Annotated in this window: 11 protein-coding genes and 1 pseudogene; 6 read left to right on the plus strand and 6 right to left on the minus strand. The window is 71.8% G+C overall.

What is annotated here, in order from left to right; translation table 11 throughout:
- The first annotated feature begins 197 nt into the window (after positions 1–197).
- The 4 genes from RKD20_RS36790 to RKD20_RS36805 all read left to right on the plus strand — a co-directional run bounded on the left by RKD20_RS36790 (position 198) and on the right by RKD20_RS36805 (position 4,970).
- Positions 198–3,215 carry a nitrate- and nitrite sensing domain-containing protein gene (locus RKD20_RS36790; protein WP_424883404.1) on the plus strand — a complete coding sequence of 1,006 codons (3,018 nt, stop codon included), beginning with the start codon at positions 198–200 and terminating at the stop codon, positions 3,213–3,215.
- Entirely contained in the window at positions 3,212–3,634 is a 423-nt protein-coding gene (locus tag RKD20_RS36795) for a roadblock/LC7 domain-containing protein (RefSeq protein WP_424881463.1), read from the plus strand. The genes RKD20_RS36790 and RKD20_RS36795 overlap by 4 nt, the downstream gene beginning before the upstream one ends.
- 9 nt (positions 3,635–3,643) lie before the next feature.
- Entirely contained in the window at positions 3,644–4,039 is a 396-nt protein-coding gene (locus tag RKD20_RS36800) for a DUF742 domain-containing protein (RefSeq protein ID WP_424881464.1), read from the plus strand.
- 325 nt (positions 4,040–4,364) lie between these two features.
- Positions 4,365–4,970 (plus strand): GTP-binding protein, encoded by a 606-nt coding sequence (locus RKD20_RS36805; RefSeq protein ID WP_424881465.1) that lies wholly within the window; start codon positions 4,365–4,367, stop codon positions 4,968–4,970.
- 72 nt (positions 4,971–5,042) lie between these two features.
- Here the strand turns inward: RKD20_RS36805 and glpK are convergent, their stop codons facing one another.
- From glpK to RKD20_RS36830, 5 genes are all read right to left on the minus strand, one after another.
- Positions 5,043–6,554 (minus strand): glycerol kinase GlpK, encoded by a 1,512-nt coding sequence (gene glpK, locus RKD20_RS36810; protein ID WP_424881466.1) that lies wholly within the window; start codon positions 6,552–6,554, stop codon positions 5,043–5,045.
- Between the two features lie 53 nt (positions 6,555–6,607).
- Positions 6,608–7,333 carry an MIP/aquaporin family protein gene (locus RKD20_RS36815; RefSeq protein WP_359427193.1) on the minus strand — a complete coding sequence of 242 codons (726 nt, stop codon included), beginning with the start codon at positions 7,331–7,333 and terminating at the stop codon, positions 6,608–6,610.
- Between the two features lie 372 nt (positions 7,334–7,705).
- On the minus strand, positions 7,706–9,358 hold the full coding sequence (locus tag RKD20_RS36820; protein ID WP_424881467.1) for an EAL domain-containing protein: 1,653 nt from the start codon (positions 9,356–9,358) through the stop codon (positions 7,706–7,708).
- Positions 9,359–9,477: 119 nt separating this feature from the next.
- Positions 9,478–10,668 (minus strand): lipid-transfer protein, encoded by a 1,191-nt coding sequence (locus RKD20_RS36825; RefSeq protein ID WP_424881468.1) that lies wholly within the window; start codon positions 10,666–10,668, stop codon positions 9,478–9,480.
- Entirely contained in the window at positions 10,665–11,090 is a 426-nt protein-coding gene (locus RKD20_RS36830; RefSeq protein ID WP_424883405.1) for a Zn-ribbon domain-containing OB-fold protein, read from the minus strand. Before RKD20_RS36830 ends, RKD20_RS36825 begins: the two co-directional genes overlap by 4 nt.
- Positions 11,091–11,225: 135 nt before the next feature.
- Between RKD20_RS36830 and RKD20_RS36835 the strand changes: the two genes are divergently transcribed.
- Positions 11,226–11,762, plus strand: coding sequence for an NUDIX domain-containing protein (locus tag RKD20_RS36835; RefSeq protein WP_424881469.1), 537 nt, complete (start codon positions 11,226–11,228; stop codon positions 11,760–11,762).
- Positions 11,763–11,765: 3 nt separating this feature from the next.
- On the opposite strand, the pseudogene RKD20_RS36840 reads toward RKD20_RS36835, so the two are convergent.
- A pseudogene (locus tag RKD20_RS36840) lies at positions 11,766–14,133 on the minus strand (TIM-barrel domain-containing protein).
- Positions 14,134–14,345: 212 nt separating this feature from the next.
- Between RKD20_RS36840 and RKD20_RS36845 the strand changes: the two are divergent.
- The gene (locus tag RKD20_RS36845; protein ID WP_424881470.1) at positions 14,346–16,313 is read left to right on the plus strand and encodes an acetoacetate--CoA ligase; all 1,968 of its coding nucleotides are present in this window, start codon (positions 14,346–14,348) and stop codon (positions 16,311–16,313) included.
- Positions 16,314–16,319 lie beyond the last annotated feature (6 nt).

Raw genomic sequence — 16,319 nt, forward strand, 5'->3', positions numbered from 1 at the left:
TCCGGTCCGATCGCCCCACCTGGTCGCGGGACGCAATCTCCCGCAATGGGAGGACAAGCACCCATCTCTCGAAACCGCGGCAGAAGTTCGGGTTCCGGACGCAACTTCGAGTTACGTGTGCGTCGGTAGTAGGCTCGCGCCGGTTTGTTGACGTACATGTGTACCCCCGGCGGATGGGGGTCGAGCTGGGGGAGGCCATGCGCTTTCGCGGGAAGTCGATCCGCCGGAAGATCGTGGCGCTGCTTCTCGTGCCGCTGGTGTCCCTGATCGCGGTGTGGGGCTTCGCCACGGTGCAGACGGGACGTGAGGTCGCCCGGCTCTTCCAGGTGTCGACCGTCACGGAGAAGCTCGGGTATCCCATCGAGGACACCGTGCGCGTGCTCCAGCAGGAACGCCGCCAGACGCTCGTCTACCTGGCCGATCCGCGCGCCTCGGACGCCCTGGCCGCGCTGCGCGGCACGAGGAGCGCCTCGGACGAGGCCATCGCCAAGTTCCGCCGGAACGCGCACGATCCCGATGTCCGCGACGGTCTGGACCAGGACGACGACGAGCGCCTCACCGCCGTCCTGGACGCCTTCGACGGCATCGACTCGCTGCGCCGCAGTGTCGAGGACGGCACCGTCTCCAGGTTCCAGGCCCTCGACCAGTACAACCGCCTCGTCGACCCCGCCTACGCCCTCCTCGCCACCCTCGACGGCATCGACAACGTCGAACTGGACAAGCAGGCCCGGGCGCTGGTCAACATCACCCGGGCCCGTGAACTGCTCTCCCGCGAGGACGCCCTCCTCGGTTCCGCCCTCGTGGTGGGCAAGCTCACCCGTGACGAGATCCGCGACGTCTCCGACCTCGCCGCCCAGCGGACCCTGATGTACGACGTCAGCCTGGGAGTTCTGCCGGCCTCGGAGCGCGAGCGCTACGAGCGTTTCTGGAAGAACGCCGGCACCGCTCCGCTGCGCTCCGCCGAGCAGTCCGTCGCCACCGCGGAGCCCGGTACGACCGGCAGCGTCAGCGCCAAGAGCTGGGACGCCGCCGCGGGCAGTGCGCTCGACGAACTCGCCAAGCTCGACGACCAGGCGGGCGACCGCCTCCAGGACCGCGTCCGGCCGGACGCGATGGGCGTCATCATCAAGGCGGCCGCCGTCGGCATCCTCGGTCTGATCGCCCTGCTCTTCTCGCTCGTGCTGTCCGTGCGCGTCGGCCGCGGCCTCATCCGCGACCTGCGGCAACTGCGTCTGGACGCCCACGAGGCCTCCGGCGTACGGCTGCCCAGCGTGATGCGCCGGCTGTCCGTGGGCGAACAGGTCGACATCGAGACCGAGGTCCCACGCCTGGAGTACGACAAGAACGAGATGGGCGAGGTCGGCCAGGCGCTCAACACCCTCCAGCGCGCCGCTGTCGAAGCGGCCGTCAAACAGGCCGAGTTGCGCGCCGGGGTCTCCGAGGTCTTCGTCAACCTCGCCCGGCGCAGTCAGGTTCTGCTGCACAAGCAGCTCACCCTGCTCGACACCATGGAGCGCCGCACCGAGGACACCGACGAACTCGCCGACCTCTTCCGCCTCGACCACCTGACGACCCGTATGCGCCGGCACGCCGAGGGCCTGGTGATCCTCTCCGGCGCCGCCCCCTCCCGGCAGTGGCGCAAACCCGTCCAGCTCATGGACGTCGTCCGTGCCGCCGTCGCCGAGGTCGAGGACTACGAGCGCATCGAGGTCCGCCGGCTGCCCAGGGTGGCCGTGACCGGCCCGGCCGTCGCGGACCTCACGCATCTGGTGGCCGAACTGCTGGAGAACGCCACGGTGTTCTCCCCGCCGCACACCGCCGTCCAGGTCCTGGGCGAGCGCGTCGCCAACGGCTTCACCCTGGAGATCCACGACCGCGGACTCGGCATGGCCGCCGACGCGCTCCTTGACGCCAACCTCCGGCTCGCCGAGACACCGGAGTTCGAGCTGTCCGACACCGACCGGCTGGGGCTGTTCGTGGTCAGCCGGCTCGCCCAGCGGCAGAACGTCAGGGTCTCGCTGCAGCCTTCGCCGTACGGCGGCACGACGGCGGTCGTCTTCATCCCCGACGCGCTGCTGACCGACGACGTCCCCGACACCAACGGCATCGGCTTCCGCCTCGACAGGCCCCGGCCGTCGAAGGAGGCCGAACTGGAGCAGGCGCAGCGCGTCTCGCTCACCCGGGGGGCACCGCTGGGGGGCATGCCGCCCGCGATCCTGGACGGCCCGGTCGAACTGGAGGCTCCGGTCGACCTGGACACCCTGAGCGACCTGCCGGGCGTCCTCGAATCCGAGGACAGCGAGCGCGGCGGACTGTTCCGGCCGCGCCGCTCCCTGGCCCAGGTCGACGAAGAGTCTCCCGGAACCGACGGGGCGGACATCGGCGGCGGCAGCGCGGACGCCCCGGTGTCGTTGTCCCGTCGCCGGACTCCCAAGCTGGTCAGCTCCCACGGCCGCCCGGTCACCGGCGAGCGGACGGGACGCCAGGAGGCGGACCAGCCGCCGGCGATCGGCCCGGGCGCGTCCCGGTCGCAGACCACCCCCGCGGCGGGGCCCGCGCGCTCCGAACCTCCGACCCTCCCGAGCCGCCGCCGTGCCGCGGCCCTGCGCCGGAGCACCGGCGTGGCCGACCGCCTGGACGAGCTGACGGAGCCACCGGCCCCCTCGACATCCCCCGGTCGTGAACTCGGCGGCGGACCCGCAGCGCCTGGCCTGCCCCGACGCACCCGGCGTGCCGACATCGCGTCGAGCGGCCCGGGCGCGGAGGACTCGGCCGCCGACGGGCACGGCTCGGACACGTCCGCTCTCGGCGCCGTGGGCCCGACCGCGGATGCCGTGGGCAGGCGCGCGACCGACTCCGCGCCGGGCGGCGTCGTACGGCCGGGCTGGGGCGAGCCTTCCGGTGGTGCCGCCGGAGCCTCCGGCTCCGGCAGGCCGCCGCTCGACGCCGCCCGCGGGCCCGTCGAGGCCGGCTCCGGCACCGCTCCGCTGCCCCGCCGGGTACGGCAGGCCAACCTGGCCCCGCAGCTCAAACAGGCCCCGGAGCGGCGCCCCCAGAACCAGGCGGAGCCCGCGGAGCGGGACGCCGACGAGGTCCGCAGCCGAATGGCCTCGCTCCAACGGGGTTGGCAGCGTGGCCGTGAGGAGAACGCCGAGGGCGACGACACGTCCGGCGGCACAGCACCACAACGAACGACTAAGGGGGACGGTCGATGACCGCACCGAAGGCGACCGAAAAGTCCGGCGAGCTCAACTGGCTCCTCGATGACCTGGTGGAGCGCGTCGCGAGCATCCGCAAGGCCCTGGTGCTCTCCAGCGACGGCCTCCCGACCGGCGTGTCCCAGGACCTGACCCGTGAGGACAGCGAGCACCTCGCCGCCGTGGCGTCCGGGTTCCACAGCCTGGCCAAGGGTGTGGGCCGGCACTTCGAGGCGGGCAACGTCCGGCAGACGGTCGTGGAACTGGACGATGCCTTCCTGTTCGTGACGGCCGCGGGTGACGGCAGCTGCCTCGCCGTCCTCTCGGACGCCGACTCGGACGTGGGTCTCGTCGCGTACGAGATGACGCTCCTGGTCAAGCGGGTCGGTGTGCATCTCAGTGCCGCCCCGCGCACCGATCTGCCTCAGGGCGGGTAGTGAGATGGCATGAGCACAGACGGTCAGGGAAGAAGCCACTGGTTCGACGACGAGGCCGGACCGGTGGTTCGTCCGTACGCCATGACGCGTGGTCGCACCACAAGTGCCGGCCAGCACCGCCTCGACCTGATCGCGGTCGTCGTGGCCGAATCCCACACGGACGATCCGGAAGGGGACCACTCGCTGTCCCCCGAGCACGTGGACATCGTCGACCTGTGCCGGGACAGCCCGCAGTCGGTCGCCGAGCTGTCCTCCGAACTCGACCTGCCCATCGGGGTCGTACGGGTCCTCGTGGGTGACCTCGTCGCCTCGGAGTGGGTCCATGTGAACCGGCCGGTGCCACCCGCCGAGCTGCCGGACGAGAGCATCCTGCGCGACGTGATCAACGGCCTGCGGGCACTGTGAGGGGCCGTCGCGCGCGCCCGCCCTCGGAGAACGCCGAGAGCGGGCCGCGTGTCCGCGCCGGGAGGCCCTACCGGTCCGCGGCGGACACCGGGAAGCCCCCTGCCGATATGATCTGACTGATCGTCGACGACCATTCGCGGACGGCCGGCCAGCGGCCCGCGGACACGGCTGCGAGCAGTGCGATCGGGGAGACGGACGTGACGACAGGCCGGCGGTTCCGGGTCGACCGAGACGGGACCTGCACCGACGTCGCCGCGCGACGCCCGTACGGCCGCCCGCGCACCGCCGTCCACCCCACACCCCCAGCAAGCAGGAGAAGAGACCAATGATCTTCGGGCGATCTGAGCGCGGCAAGCCCCCGGTCGAGCCCGTCACGCTCAAGATCCTGGTGGCCGGCGGCTTCGGCGTGGGCAAGACCACGTTCGTGGGCGCGGTCAGCGAGATCAGACCGCTGCGCACCGAGGAACTGCTGACCGAGGCGGGCCGCCCCGTCGACGACACGAGCGGTGTGGAGAACAAGCGCACCACCACCGTCGCCATGGACTTCGGGCGGATCACCCTGCGCGAGGACCTGGTGCTGTACCTGTTCGGCACGCCCGGGCAGGAACGGTTCTGGTTCATGTGGGACGAGCTCTCCGAAGGCGCCCTGGGAGCCGTTGTGCTCGTCGACACCCGCCGCCTGGAGGACTGCTTCGCCGCGGTCGACTACTTCGAGCGGCGCTCCATCCCCTTCCTCGTCGGCGTCAACTGCTTCGAGGGAGCGGTCCGTTACCCCGAGGAGGACGTACGGCAGGCCCTCGACCTCGACGAGGACGTACCGGTCGTGCTGTGCGATGCCCGGGACAAGCAGTCGGTCAAGGACGTACTCGTGGGCGTCGTCCAGCACGCGATGGCGTACTCTGCGCGGCGCCGCCAGAGCGTCGCGACCTGAGACACGGGTGCGGCCCGTACCCCCGCCGACAGGGGTACGGGGCCGCGGCTCGACGGCACTGCGCGCGCGTGCCTAGTTGTCGCCGTCCTCCTCCCAGCCGAGGCTCTTCTCCACGGCCTTGCGCCAGTTGTGGTACTGGCGGTTCCGGACGGACGCCTCCATGTTCGGCGTCCACTCGACGTCCTTCTGCCAGTGGGACTTCAGCTCGTCGAGGTCGTTCCACACGCCCGTGGCGAGCCCGGCCGCGTACGCGGCGCCCAGGCACGTGGTCTCGGAGACCTTCGGCCGGACCACCGGCACGTCGAGCACATCCGCCTGGTGCTGCATGAGCAGGTCGTTCTTGGTCATGCCGCCGTCCACCTTCAGGGTGGTGATCTGCACCCCGGAGTCCTGGTACATGGCGTCCACGACCTCGCGCGTCTGCCAGCTCGTCGCCTCCAGCACGGCCCGCGCGAGGTGCGCCTTGGTGACGTACCGCGTCAGGCCCGTGACGACCCCGCGCGCGTCGGAACGCCAATAGGGCGCGAACAGGCCGGAGAAGGCGGGCACGATGTACGCGCCGCCGTTGTCCTCGACACTGGCCGCGAGCGGCTCGATCTCGTCGGCGGTACGGATGATGCCGAGCTGGTCGCGGAACCACTGGACCAGGGCGCCCGTGATGGCGATGGACCCCTCCAGGCAGTAGACCGGCGCCTCGCCGCCGATCTTGTAGCCCATGGTCGTCAGCAGGCCGTTCTTGGACGGGACCGGCCGGTTGCCCGTGTTGAGCAGCAGGAACGAGCCCGTGCCGTACGTGTTCTTCGCCGTACCCACGTCGTAGCAGGCCTGCCCGAACACCGCGGCCTGCTGGTCGCCCAGCGCCGACGCCACGGGCACGCCCGAGAGCTGGCCGACCGCGGTGCCGTAGACCTCGGCGGACGACCGGATCTCGGGCAGCACCGCGTCGGGCACGTCCATCGCGGACAGGATGGACTGGTCCCACTGGAGCGTCTCCAGGTTCATCAGCATGGTCCGTCCGGCGTTGGTCACGTCCGTGACGTGCCGCCCGCCGTCCGTACCGCCGGTGAGGTTCCAGATCAGCCAGGAGTCGATGGTGCCGAAGGCGATCTCGCCGTTCTCGGCACGCGCGCGCAGTCCCGGCACGTTGTCGAGCAGCCAGGCCGCCTTCGGCCCCGAGAAGTAGGTGGCCAGCGGCAGTCCGGTCTGTTCGCGGAAACGGTCCTGGCCGTCCGAGCCACCGAGCCGGCGGGTCAGGGCCGCGGTACGGGTGTCCTGCCAGACGATCGCGTTGTGCACGGGCTTGCCCGTGGCGCGGTCCCACAGGACCGTCGTCTCGCGCTGGTTGGTGATGCCGAGCGCGCTGAGCTGGCCGGCGCGCAGCCCGGCCTTCGCGACCGCCCCGGCGACCACGGCCTGCACCTTGGACCAGATCTCGGTGGCGTCGTGCTCCACCCAGCCGGGCTTGGGGAAGATCTGGCGGTGCTCGCGCTGGTCGACGGCCACGATCGCGCCGTCCTGGTTGAAGATGATGCAGCGGCTGGAGGTGGTGCCCTGGTCGATGGCGGCGACGAACTTGTCCGTCATGACGTCCCCTTCGTCGGGTCCTGCACGAGGCTGCGTTTCACGAGGGCTGCGGTTCAGAATGCTGCATTGAAGATCACTCCGGACAGCGCTCCGCCGATCAGCGGCCCCACCACCGGAATCCACGCGTAACCCCAGTCCGAGGTGCCCTTGTTGGGGATCGGCAGCAGCGTGTGGACGATGCGTGGGCCCAGGTCGCGGGCCGGGTTGATGGCGTATCCGGTGGGCCCGCCGAGCGACAGACCTATGCCCACCACCAGGAAGGCGACGACGAGGACCGCGGTACCGGACTCGCCGAGGCCCTTGGTGAGCCCGAAGGCCAGGATCGGCAGGACCAGGCCTATGGTCGCGATGATCTCCGTGACCAGGTTCGCCACGGGATTGCGGATCGCCGGCGCGGTCGAGAAGATCCCGAGCGTGGGCTGGGCGATCTCCTCCTCGGCGTTGGCCCGGAACTGCGCGTAGTAGGTCAGCCAGCACAGGACCGCTCCGAGCATGGCGCCGACCATCTGCCCGGCGATGTAGACCGGTACCTGGTCCCAGTCCCCGGTGTCGACGGCGATCCCGATGGTCACGGCGGGGTTGAGATGCCCGCCGGACAGCGGTGCGGCGGTGTACGCCCCGGCCAGCACGCCGAAGCCCCAGCCGAACGCGATGACGACCCAGCCGGCGTCCTTCGCCTTGGAGTAGTTGAGTACGACGGCCGCGACCACGCCGGCGCCGAAGAGGATGAGAATCGCCGTACCGATGACCTCACCGAGGAATACGTCTCCGTTGCTCATGGCGGCTCCTAGGCCCTGGCCCGGGGTCTTCCCGCCCCGGTCCACCGTGCAGGGTTGCGGTTCCCTTGGCGAACTGCCGAGGGCAGGGAGGTCCCGCGCCCCGCCCGGCATCCGCGACGAGCGTGCCGTCGCTGCCGAATCGCCCGTGGGGGTATGGGCCTTGGCTCGTGGGGGGCCCGCGCGGCGTGGTGCCTGGAACGCCGAGAATGTACGGCGATGTCGACCGACACCCGAAGTGTTCACCGGGCCCCGGGGAGCGTCAAGGTCGCCGACGGCAACGGTTGGGGCGGGCGCCCGAACCGACTTGAACAACGGGCGCGAGGGCCGGACGAGCCCTCTTCGAACCGAAGGGGCGACTTACCGGATGCCTCTTCAGCCCCTGCCCGGCTCAGCCACCGCATACCCCGCCGAAGGTGCCTGTGGCTCCGTCCCGCGCCGGATCTCCTGCCCGGGAAGTCCTGCCCGTCCCACGACCCAGCTCGCCCCGCTGAGCGCCTTGGCGGCCTTCTTCAACGGCGCCAGACAGGCGGCCGCCTCCCGATGGTCCGGCACGCTGCCCGGCACGCACACCACGGTGGCCAGGGAAAGTGTCACGGGCCGCCCGCCCGCCGCCCAGGGGGCGTCGAGAACGGACGCGGCCAGCGGGGCCAGTTCCTCCGGGTCCGTCAGCACCAGGAAGTCGTCCCCGCCGATGTGCCCCACGCGCGCGGTGCCGGTCGCCGCATGCTGCAGCGCCCGTCCCACCTCGCGGATGAGTTCGTCGCCCGCCGCGAATCCCGCCCCGTCGTTGACCTCCTTGAAGTGGTCGACGTCCAGCCAGCTCAGCGCGAACGTCCGGCCGGCGGCGATACGCCGGTCCACCTCGCCCGTGATCGCGTCCGAACCGGGCAGCCGCGTCAGCGGGTTGAGCCCGGCCGCCTCCTCCACCCGGGTCTCGCTCAGCGCCCGTACGAGATCCGCGAGCCGCACGACTCCCACGCACCGGCCGAAGAGGTCGACCACGGCGACGTCGTCCGACGTACGGTCCCGGTCGCCGACGGCGACCACGTCCAGGACCTCCCACGCGGTGGCGTCGATCCCCACCGTCCGCGGCGGATCGCCGAGTTTGGCCGCGGGGCGGTCGGCGTACAGGGCGTGTCCGTAGCGCCCCGACATCGACAGCAGGAAGCGCGACCGGTGCACCGAGCGGAACGGCACCCCCTCCCTGTCCACGAGCAGCACCCCGGACACGTCGGGCGACCCGGTCAGCAGTGTCCGCACCTGCCCCGCGGACGCGGTGGCCGGCAACAGCGCGGCGGGACGCACGAACTCCCGTACCGAAGGACCCGAGCGCAGGGGCGCCGCATCGGCGGGGGAGCGGGGCGGGACATACACCTCCGCCGCGGGGAGCCGTGACGGCGGCGCGAGCAGCGTGCCCTGCGCCAGCTGCGCACCGGCCGACAGTGCGGCCCCGTACTGCAGTTCCGTCTCCACGCCCTCCACGCACAGGAGCGCTCCCAGCTCGTCGCACAGGGTCCGCATCGCCCGCACGGCCGACGGCCGGACCAGCAGCGACGCGTCGAGCTTCACGAGGTCGGGCGACATGTCGACAAGGAGTCTCAGGGGTACGTCCCCGTCGCCCACGCCGTCCGCGCTGATCCGGAAGCCCTGCCCCCGCAGCTCGGCGAGCGCCTCCAGCAGTGCCTGGTGCGGCACATGTGTGTACGGCGGACCCACGTCGAGCGTGATCTCCCAGGGCAGGCGCCCCACCTCACGCACCGCGTGGTGCAGCGGGGTGAGGCCGCCGAGGTCGGCGAGTGTGCCCGCGAACACGTTGACGTGCAGGGGCAGCAGCGTTTCCCTGCGTGCCGCCGCCCTTACCGCCAACACGGCGAGCTTTCCGTCGAGTTCAGGGTCGCGGCGGGCCTCCGCGAGGACGTCGCCGGTCTCGGGGCGGGCGAGTATCTCCAGCCCCGCGACTCCGCCGGTGGCCAGATTGACCACGGGCTGGAAGGCGAAGCGGAGAGTATCCGTCCAGGAGCGCACGGGAGCATGATGGCGCTCTCAGACCAGGCCCAAGCGCAGTTCATGAGACGTTCACGCAGGATTCCGGGCCGCTCACACAGCGTGTGGAAACCCCTTTCTCGGGACGCCGGTCCGCCCGGTCATCTCACCGCGATCACCGCCGACCCGTGTCCGAACAGCCCCTGGTTCGCGGTGATCCCCACGCGCGCGTGCTCGACCTGCCGGTCGCCCGCGTCGCCCCGCAGCTGCCAGGTGAGCTCACACACCTGGGCGATCGCCTGGGCCGGCACCGCCTCGCCGAAGGAGGCGAGCCCACCGCTCGTGTTGACGGGAATGCGCCCGCCGGGCGCCGTCGCCCCCTCGCGCAGGAGCTTCGCGCCCTCGCCCTGACCGCACAGCCCGAGGTCCTCGTACCACTGCAACTCCAGGGCGGTGGACAGGTCGTAGACCTCGGCGAGGGAGAGATCCTCCGGCCCGAGACCCGCCTCCTCGTAGGCCGCGCGCGCGATCGACGCGCGGAACGTCTCGGCGGCTGGCTCGGCAGCGGCGGCGGAGTCCGTCGCGATGTCCGGCAGATCCAGCACCGTGTTCGGGTACGTCGGCGTCACCGTCGACACCGCCCTGATCCGCACGGGCTCGGCCACGCCCCTGCGGCGCGCGAACTCCAGGCTGGAGAGCACCAGCGCCGCCCCGCCGTCCGAGGTGGCGCAGATGTCGAGCAGCCGCAGCGGATCGGCGACCACGGCGGAGGCCGCGACCTCGTCCGCGCTGACCCGCTTGCGGTAGCGCGCGTACGGATTCAGCGCGCCCAGAGCCGAGTTCTTCACCTTGACCTGCGCGAAGTCCTCCACCGTGTCCCCGTGCACGGCCATGCGCCGGCGCGCGTAGAGCCCGAAGTAGGTCGGGTTGGTCGCCCCGAGGACCCGGAACCGCAGCCAGTCCGGATCGTCGGGCCGGTCGCCGCCCGCGGGCCGGAAGAACCCCTTGGGGGCGGCGTCCGCACCCACCACGAGCACCACGTCGGCCAGGCCCGCGAGGATCTGCGCCCGCGCGGCGGCCACGGCCTGTGCTCCGGACGCGCAGGCCGCGTACACGCTGGCGACGCGGGCCCCCTGCCAGCCCAGCGCCCTGGCGAAGGTCGCCCCCGCCACGTAGCCCGGATAACCGCCCCGCACGGTGTCCGCGCCGACGATCGATCCGATGTCCCGCCATTCCAGGCCGGCGTCGCCAAGCGCCGCGCGCGCCGCCGCCACGCCGTACTCGACGAAGTTGCGCCCCCACTTGCCCCAGGGGTGCATGCCCGCGCCGAGCACCGCCACCTCTCCCGTCATGCCGTCACCCCCGTCGGCCGCCACTGCCACGTCGTCCAGACCGTCTCCCCGTCCTCATGGAGCACCCCGGGGACGACCTCCACCTCCGCGCCCACGGTCAGATCGGCGGCGGTGACCCCGGGAACCGCCTGCCCCAGCACCACCATCCGCTCGGCGGCCAGCTCCACAGCGATCAACGTGTGCGGCTCCCACGGAAGTTCCGGATCGGTCACATACGGTGACGGAGGCCGGTACCGGCTGTCCGTGTACGACCAGACGCGACCGCGCCGCGAAAGGGGAATCTCCGCCAGATCGCCACCGGCGCATCCGGGGTTGCGGCACCAGCCGTCCTCGCGCGGGAAGAAGACCGAGGTGCAGGCGGAGCAGCGGGTTCCGAGAAGTGTGAAGTCGTCTCCGTCACCGGCGAACCACCCGGCGACCACAGGTGTGTGCGTGCGCGGCACAGGTCCTCCCCGGCCCAGATCTGACGGAACGTCAGAAGTGTGCCACGGGCGGCCGCAAAGGGGCAGAGGGCCCGGCGCAACCGGACCACCTGATGATCGGATACAGTCCGCGGCGTGTCCGAAACTCAGCACTCCACCCCCAACTCCGTCCCCGGCTCACACTGTTCGAGCTGCGGAGCGCCCTACGGAGAGGGTGTCGCGGGCTGGCCCCGCACCTGTCCCGTCTGCCACACCGTCGCGTACCGCAACCCCCTGCCGGTCGCCGTCGCGCTCCAGCCCGTGTACGACACCCAGGGCACCGCCCTGGTCGTCATCACCCGAACCGTCGCTCCCGCGCGCGGAGGCATCGCGCTGCCCGGCGGCTTCATCGACGACCGCGAGGACTGGCGGCACGCCCTGGTCCGTGAACTCGGGGAAGAGACCGGCATCGAGGCGGCGAGCCGTGACGTACGGCTCGTCGACGCGCTGAGCTCGCCCGACGGCCACCTGCTGCTGTTCGGGGCATTGCCGGAGCGTCCCGCCGACGGTCTCCCGCAGTCCGCGGCCACGAACGAGACGGAGGGCTGGCACCTCCTGCGCAGGCCGGAGGAGCTCGCCTTCCCGCTGCACACGCTGGCCGTACGGGCCTGGTTCGAGGGCCGTTACCTCTGAGTCTCAGCGCGCTCCCAGCCCGCGCAGCCGCACCGGGTGGGACGGCTCGCTCAAGCCGTCCTCGCCCTCGCGCTGAACGACCAGCTTCCGGCCCTCCCAGCGGACGACGTACCGTTCGATCTCCGGTTCGTCCCAACCGTCGCCCGCGTCCTCGACGAGCAGCCCGCCCCCGCTCCGTCCCCGGGCCGGAGCCCACACCTCCAGTTCGATCCCGCCGTCGGTCCCCCCGCACCGGAATGACGGCGCCCGCGCGCGCGAGCACCGGGATCCGCGACAGGGGGGCGTCGACCAGGACCTGTCCCGGTCCCTCGTACACCTGCTCCGTGGTCGTGTCGTACCAGCGCCCGCGCGGCAGTTGCACCGCACGCCGGTCGCCGCCCGGATCGAGCACCGGTGCCACGAGCAGGCTGTCGCCGAGCAGGAAGGCGTCCTCGCAGTCCCGCAGGGCGCGGTCCTCGGGCACGGACCACCACAGGGGCCGTACATAAGGCGCTCCGGTACGCCGGGCCAGCTGCGCGAGCGTCATGAAGTACGGCAGCAGCCGCCGGCGTTCCACGAGCGCCACGCGTGCGTGCTCCAGCACCTCGGCTCCGAACTCCCACGGCTCCCTGCGCCCGGCCCGCGGACTCGCGTGGGTACGGAACAACGGCAGATAGGCGCCGAGCTGGAACCAGCGCAGATACAGCTCGGGGGAGGGGTGCCCGTCGTAGCCGCCCACATCGGGCCCCGAGTACGGCACCCCGCACAGCCCGAGCCCCATCACGAGCGACAGCGAAGCCCGCAGGCCCGGCCATCCGGTGGCCACGTCACCCGACCAGGTGCCCCCGTACCGCTGTATGCCGGCCCAGCCGGAGCGCGAGAACAGGAAGGGCCGCTCGCCCGGCACCAGCTCGCGCAGCCCCTCGTATCCGGCCCGGGCCATGCACAGCGCGTAGACGTTGTGCGCTTCCTGGTGGTCGCCACCGCGACCCTCCAGGGAGTGTCTGGCCGAGCGCGGCAGGGTGGACTCACCGAACGCGTTGAAGGACGTGGGCTCGTTCATGTCGTGCCAGAAGCCCGCGAACCCCGCCGTGAGTCGCTCCTGGTAGAGGCGACCCCACCAGGCACGTACACGCGCGTGCGTGAAGTCCGGAAAGAGCGCCTCCCCGGACCACGCGACCCCCTTCACGAGCCGCCCCGACGCGTCCCGCACGAAGGCGTCCTCGGCCGTCCCGCTGTCATGGACGGCGTTGCCGGGCGCCGCCTTGACGGCCGGATCGACGATCGACACCAGCCGGACCCCGTCCCGGCGCAGTTCCTCGGCCAGTTGGGGCAGCTTGGGGAAGCGCTCCTGGTCGACCGTGAACACCTGGTGCTCGTCGTAGTGGTCGATGTCCAGGTGGACGGCGTCGAGCGGCAGAGCGCGCTCCTGGTACCCGGCGACGATCCGCCGGACCTCCTGCTCACTGCCGAAGCCCCAGCGGGCGTGATGATGGCCGAGCGCCCAGGACGGCGGCAGCGCGGGCGCACCGGTCAGCGAGGCCCAGGCGAGCAGCACGCGCGCGGGAGTGCCCACCATCACCCAGCAGCGCAGCGGACCGCCGGCCATCCGCAGCTCGGACATCCCCGCCCGGTCGTGCCCGGAGCCGGCGCCCTCCTCGCCCTCCCGCAGGGTCACGGTGCCGTCCCACGAGGTGTCGTGGAACACGAGATGGGTGGCGGCGTCGGCCACCACCAGCTGCACCGGCATCGTGACGTACAGGGGATCGTCGCCCGGTCCGAAGGGCCGGCCGGGATCGGTGTTCCACAGCCGGTAGGTCCCGTCCCGCAACCGAGGCCCCGAGGCCCGCCCGCCCAGTCCGAAGAACCGGGCGTCTGCGGCCACCTCCGACCGCTGCATCCAGCGCGCCTCACCCCCGCCCACCGGCTCCCACCATCGGGGTGGCAGATCCCGGCGCAGGGTCACCCCGCCGGGCGTACGCACCTCGACCGCTCCGTGCCGCGACACCATGACCGTGGCCCGCTCGGCGACGACCCGCCAGCCGCCGTCCTTGTCCGGCTCCAGGACCGCCCGGGGATCCGGCTCCGGGCAGCGGCCCGCGAGCGCGTACGACGGCTCCGGCCCGGCGCCGTCCCACCCCCAGAAGACCGCCCCGTTCACCGCGACGACGATCCGCAGCTCGGAGCGGCTGAACCGGACGACACCCCCGCCGGGAGCCGGCTCCGCGTCCTGGACCGGCCCCGGCACCCGCGCCCGCTCGGCCCCCCGCGCCGGCAGCCCGACGGCGTCGGTACGCCTCCTGCGCCACGCGGCACGCACGGTACGCAACCCCTGGGGCGCTCCCGCCGAACCGACCGCCCTTATCGAACGCACCAGGTCACGACCGTTCATGCTGCTCACCCTGCCACTCACCGCCCCACGCGCGCGTGTCGTTCAACTGCCGTTCACCCGTGCCGGGGCCACATCTTCACGACACGGACTATGTGGGGCGCACCCTGGCGTAGAAGTTGATCACATGGCATCGTCCCTGTCAGCCGCGTCACGCGCACACCCCTGGCCCGTGCGCGGGAGACGCACACGACGCGCACAGCCCGGGAGCCCCCATGTCGACCGAGAATCCCCAGCCGCTCTGGCAGCCAGATCCGCAGCGCATCGCCCGGTCCCAGGTCACCAGGTTCCAGGAATGGGCCGCCGAGCACCACGGCGCCCCGGCCGAGGGAGGCTACGCGGCGCTCCACCGCTGGTCCGTGGACGAGCTGGAGCCGTTCTGGGCAGCCCTCACCCAGTGGTTCGACGTACGGTTCTCGACGCCCTGTGCGCGCGTGCTCGGCGACCGCGCGATGCCCGGCGCCGAGTGGTTCCCCGGCGCCACCCTCAACTACGCCGAGCACGCCCTGCGCGCGGCCGACACCCGCCCGGACGAACCCGCCCTTCTGTACGTCGACGAGACCCAAGAGCCTGCCTCGGTGACCTGGTCCGAGCTGCGCCGCCAGGTGGGCTCCCTGACCGCCGAGCTGCGCGCCCTGGGCGTCCGCCCCGGAGACCGCGTCAGCGGCTACCTCCCGAACATCCCGCAGGCCGTCGTCGCCCTCCTCGCCACGGCCGCCGTGGGCGCCGTCTGGACGTCCTGCGCCCCCGACTTCGGCGCCCGCAGCGTCCTGGACCGCTTCCAGCAGGTCGAACCGGTCGTCCTGTTCACCGTCGACGGCTACCGCTACGGCGGCAAGGAGCACGACCGCCGCGAGACGGTCGCCGAACTCCGCCGCGAACTGCCCTCCCTGCGCGCCGTCGTCCACATCCCGCTCCTCGGGACCGAGGCTCCTGAAGGCGCCCTGGAGTGGGCCGCCCTCACGCGCACGGACACGGAACCGGTCTTCGAACAGGTGCCGTTCGCGCATCCGTTGTGGGTGCTCTACTCCTCCGGCACGACGGGCCTGCCCAAGGCGATCGTCCAGTCGCAGGGCGGCATCCTCGTCGAGCACCTCAAGCAACTCGGCCTGCACTGCGACCTCGGGCCCGAGGATCGTTTCTTCTGGTACACCTCCACGGGCTGGATGATGTGGAACTTCCTCGTCTCCGGCCTCCTCACGGGCACGACCGTCGTCCTGTACGACGGCAGCCCCGGCTATCCCGACACGGGCGCCCAGTGGCGGGTCGCCGAACGCACGGGCGCCACCCTCTACGGCACCTCGGCCGCCTACGTCATGGCCTGCCGCAAGGCCGACGTGCACCCGGGACGCGACTTCGACCTCTCCAAGGTGCAGTGCGTGGCCACCACCGGCTCACCGCTCCCGCCCGACGGCTTCCGCTGGCTGCACGACGAGGTCCGCGACGACCTGTGGATCGCCTCCGTCAGCGGGGGCACGGACGTGTGCTCGTGCTTCGCGGGCGCCGCGCCGACCCTGCCCGTGTACATCGGCGAGCTCCAGGCACCGAGCCTCGGCACCGACCTGCAGTCGTGGGACCCGACCGGCAAGCCCCTGATCGACGAGGTCGGTGAGCTGGTCGTCACCAACCCCATGCCGTCGATGCCGATCCACTTCTGGAACGACCCCGACGGCAGCCGCTACCACGACAGCTACTTCGACACCTATCCCGGAGTGTGGCGGCACGGCGACTGGATCACCGTCACCTCGCGCGGCTCGGTCGTCATCCACGGCCGCTCCGACTCGACGCTCAACCGCCAGGGCGTCCGCATGGGTTCGGCCGACATCTACGAGGCCGTGGAGCGACTCCCAGAGATCCAGGAGTCCCTGGTCATCGGCATCGAACAGCCCGACGGCGGCTACTGGATGCCGCTGTTCGTGCAGCTGGCTCGGGGAGCGGTCCTCGACCAGGCACTCCTCGACCGCATCAAGCAGACCATCCGCGAGAACCTCTCACCCCGCCACATCCCGGACGAGGTCATCGAGGTCCCCGGCATCCCGCACACCCTCACCGGAAAACGCATCGAGGTCCCCGTCAAGCGCCTTCTCCAGGGCACCCCTCTGGAAAAGGCGGTCAACCCGGGCTCCATCGACAACCTCGACCTGCTCCACTTCTACGAGGACCTGGCCCGCAAACGCGCCTGACCGAGC

It is taken from the genome of Streptomyces sp. SLBN-8D4 (genome assembly GCF_049739545.1).
In the GTDB taxonomy this organism is placed as follows: domain Bacteria; phylum Actinomycetota; class Actinomycetes; order Streptomycetales; family Streptomycetaceae; genus Streptomyces; species Streptomyces canus_C.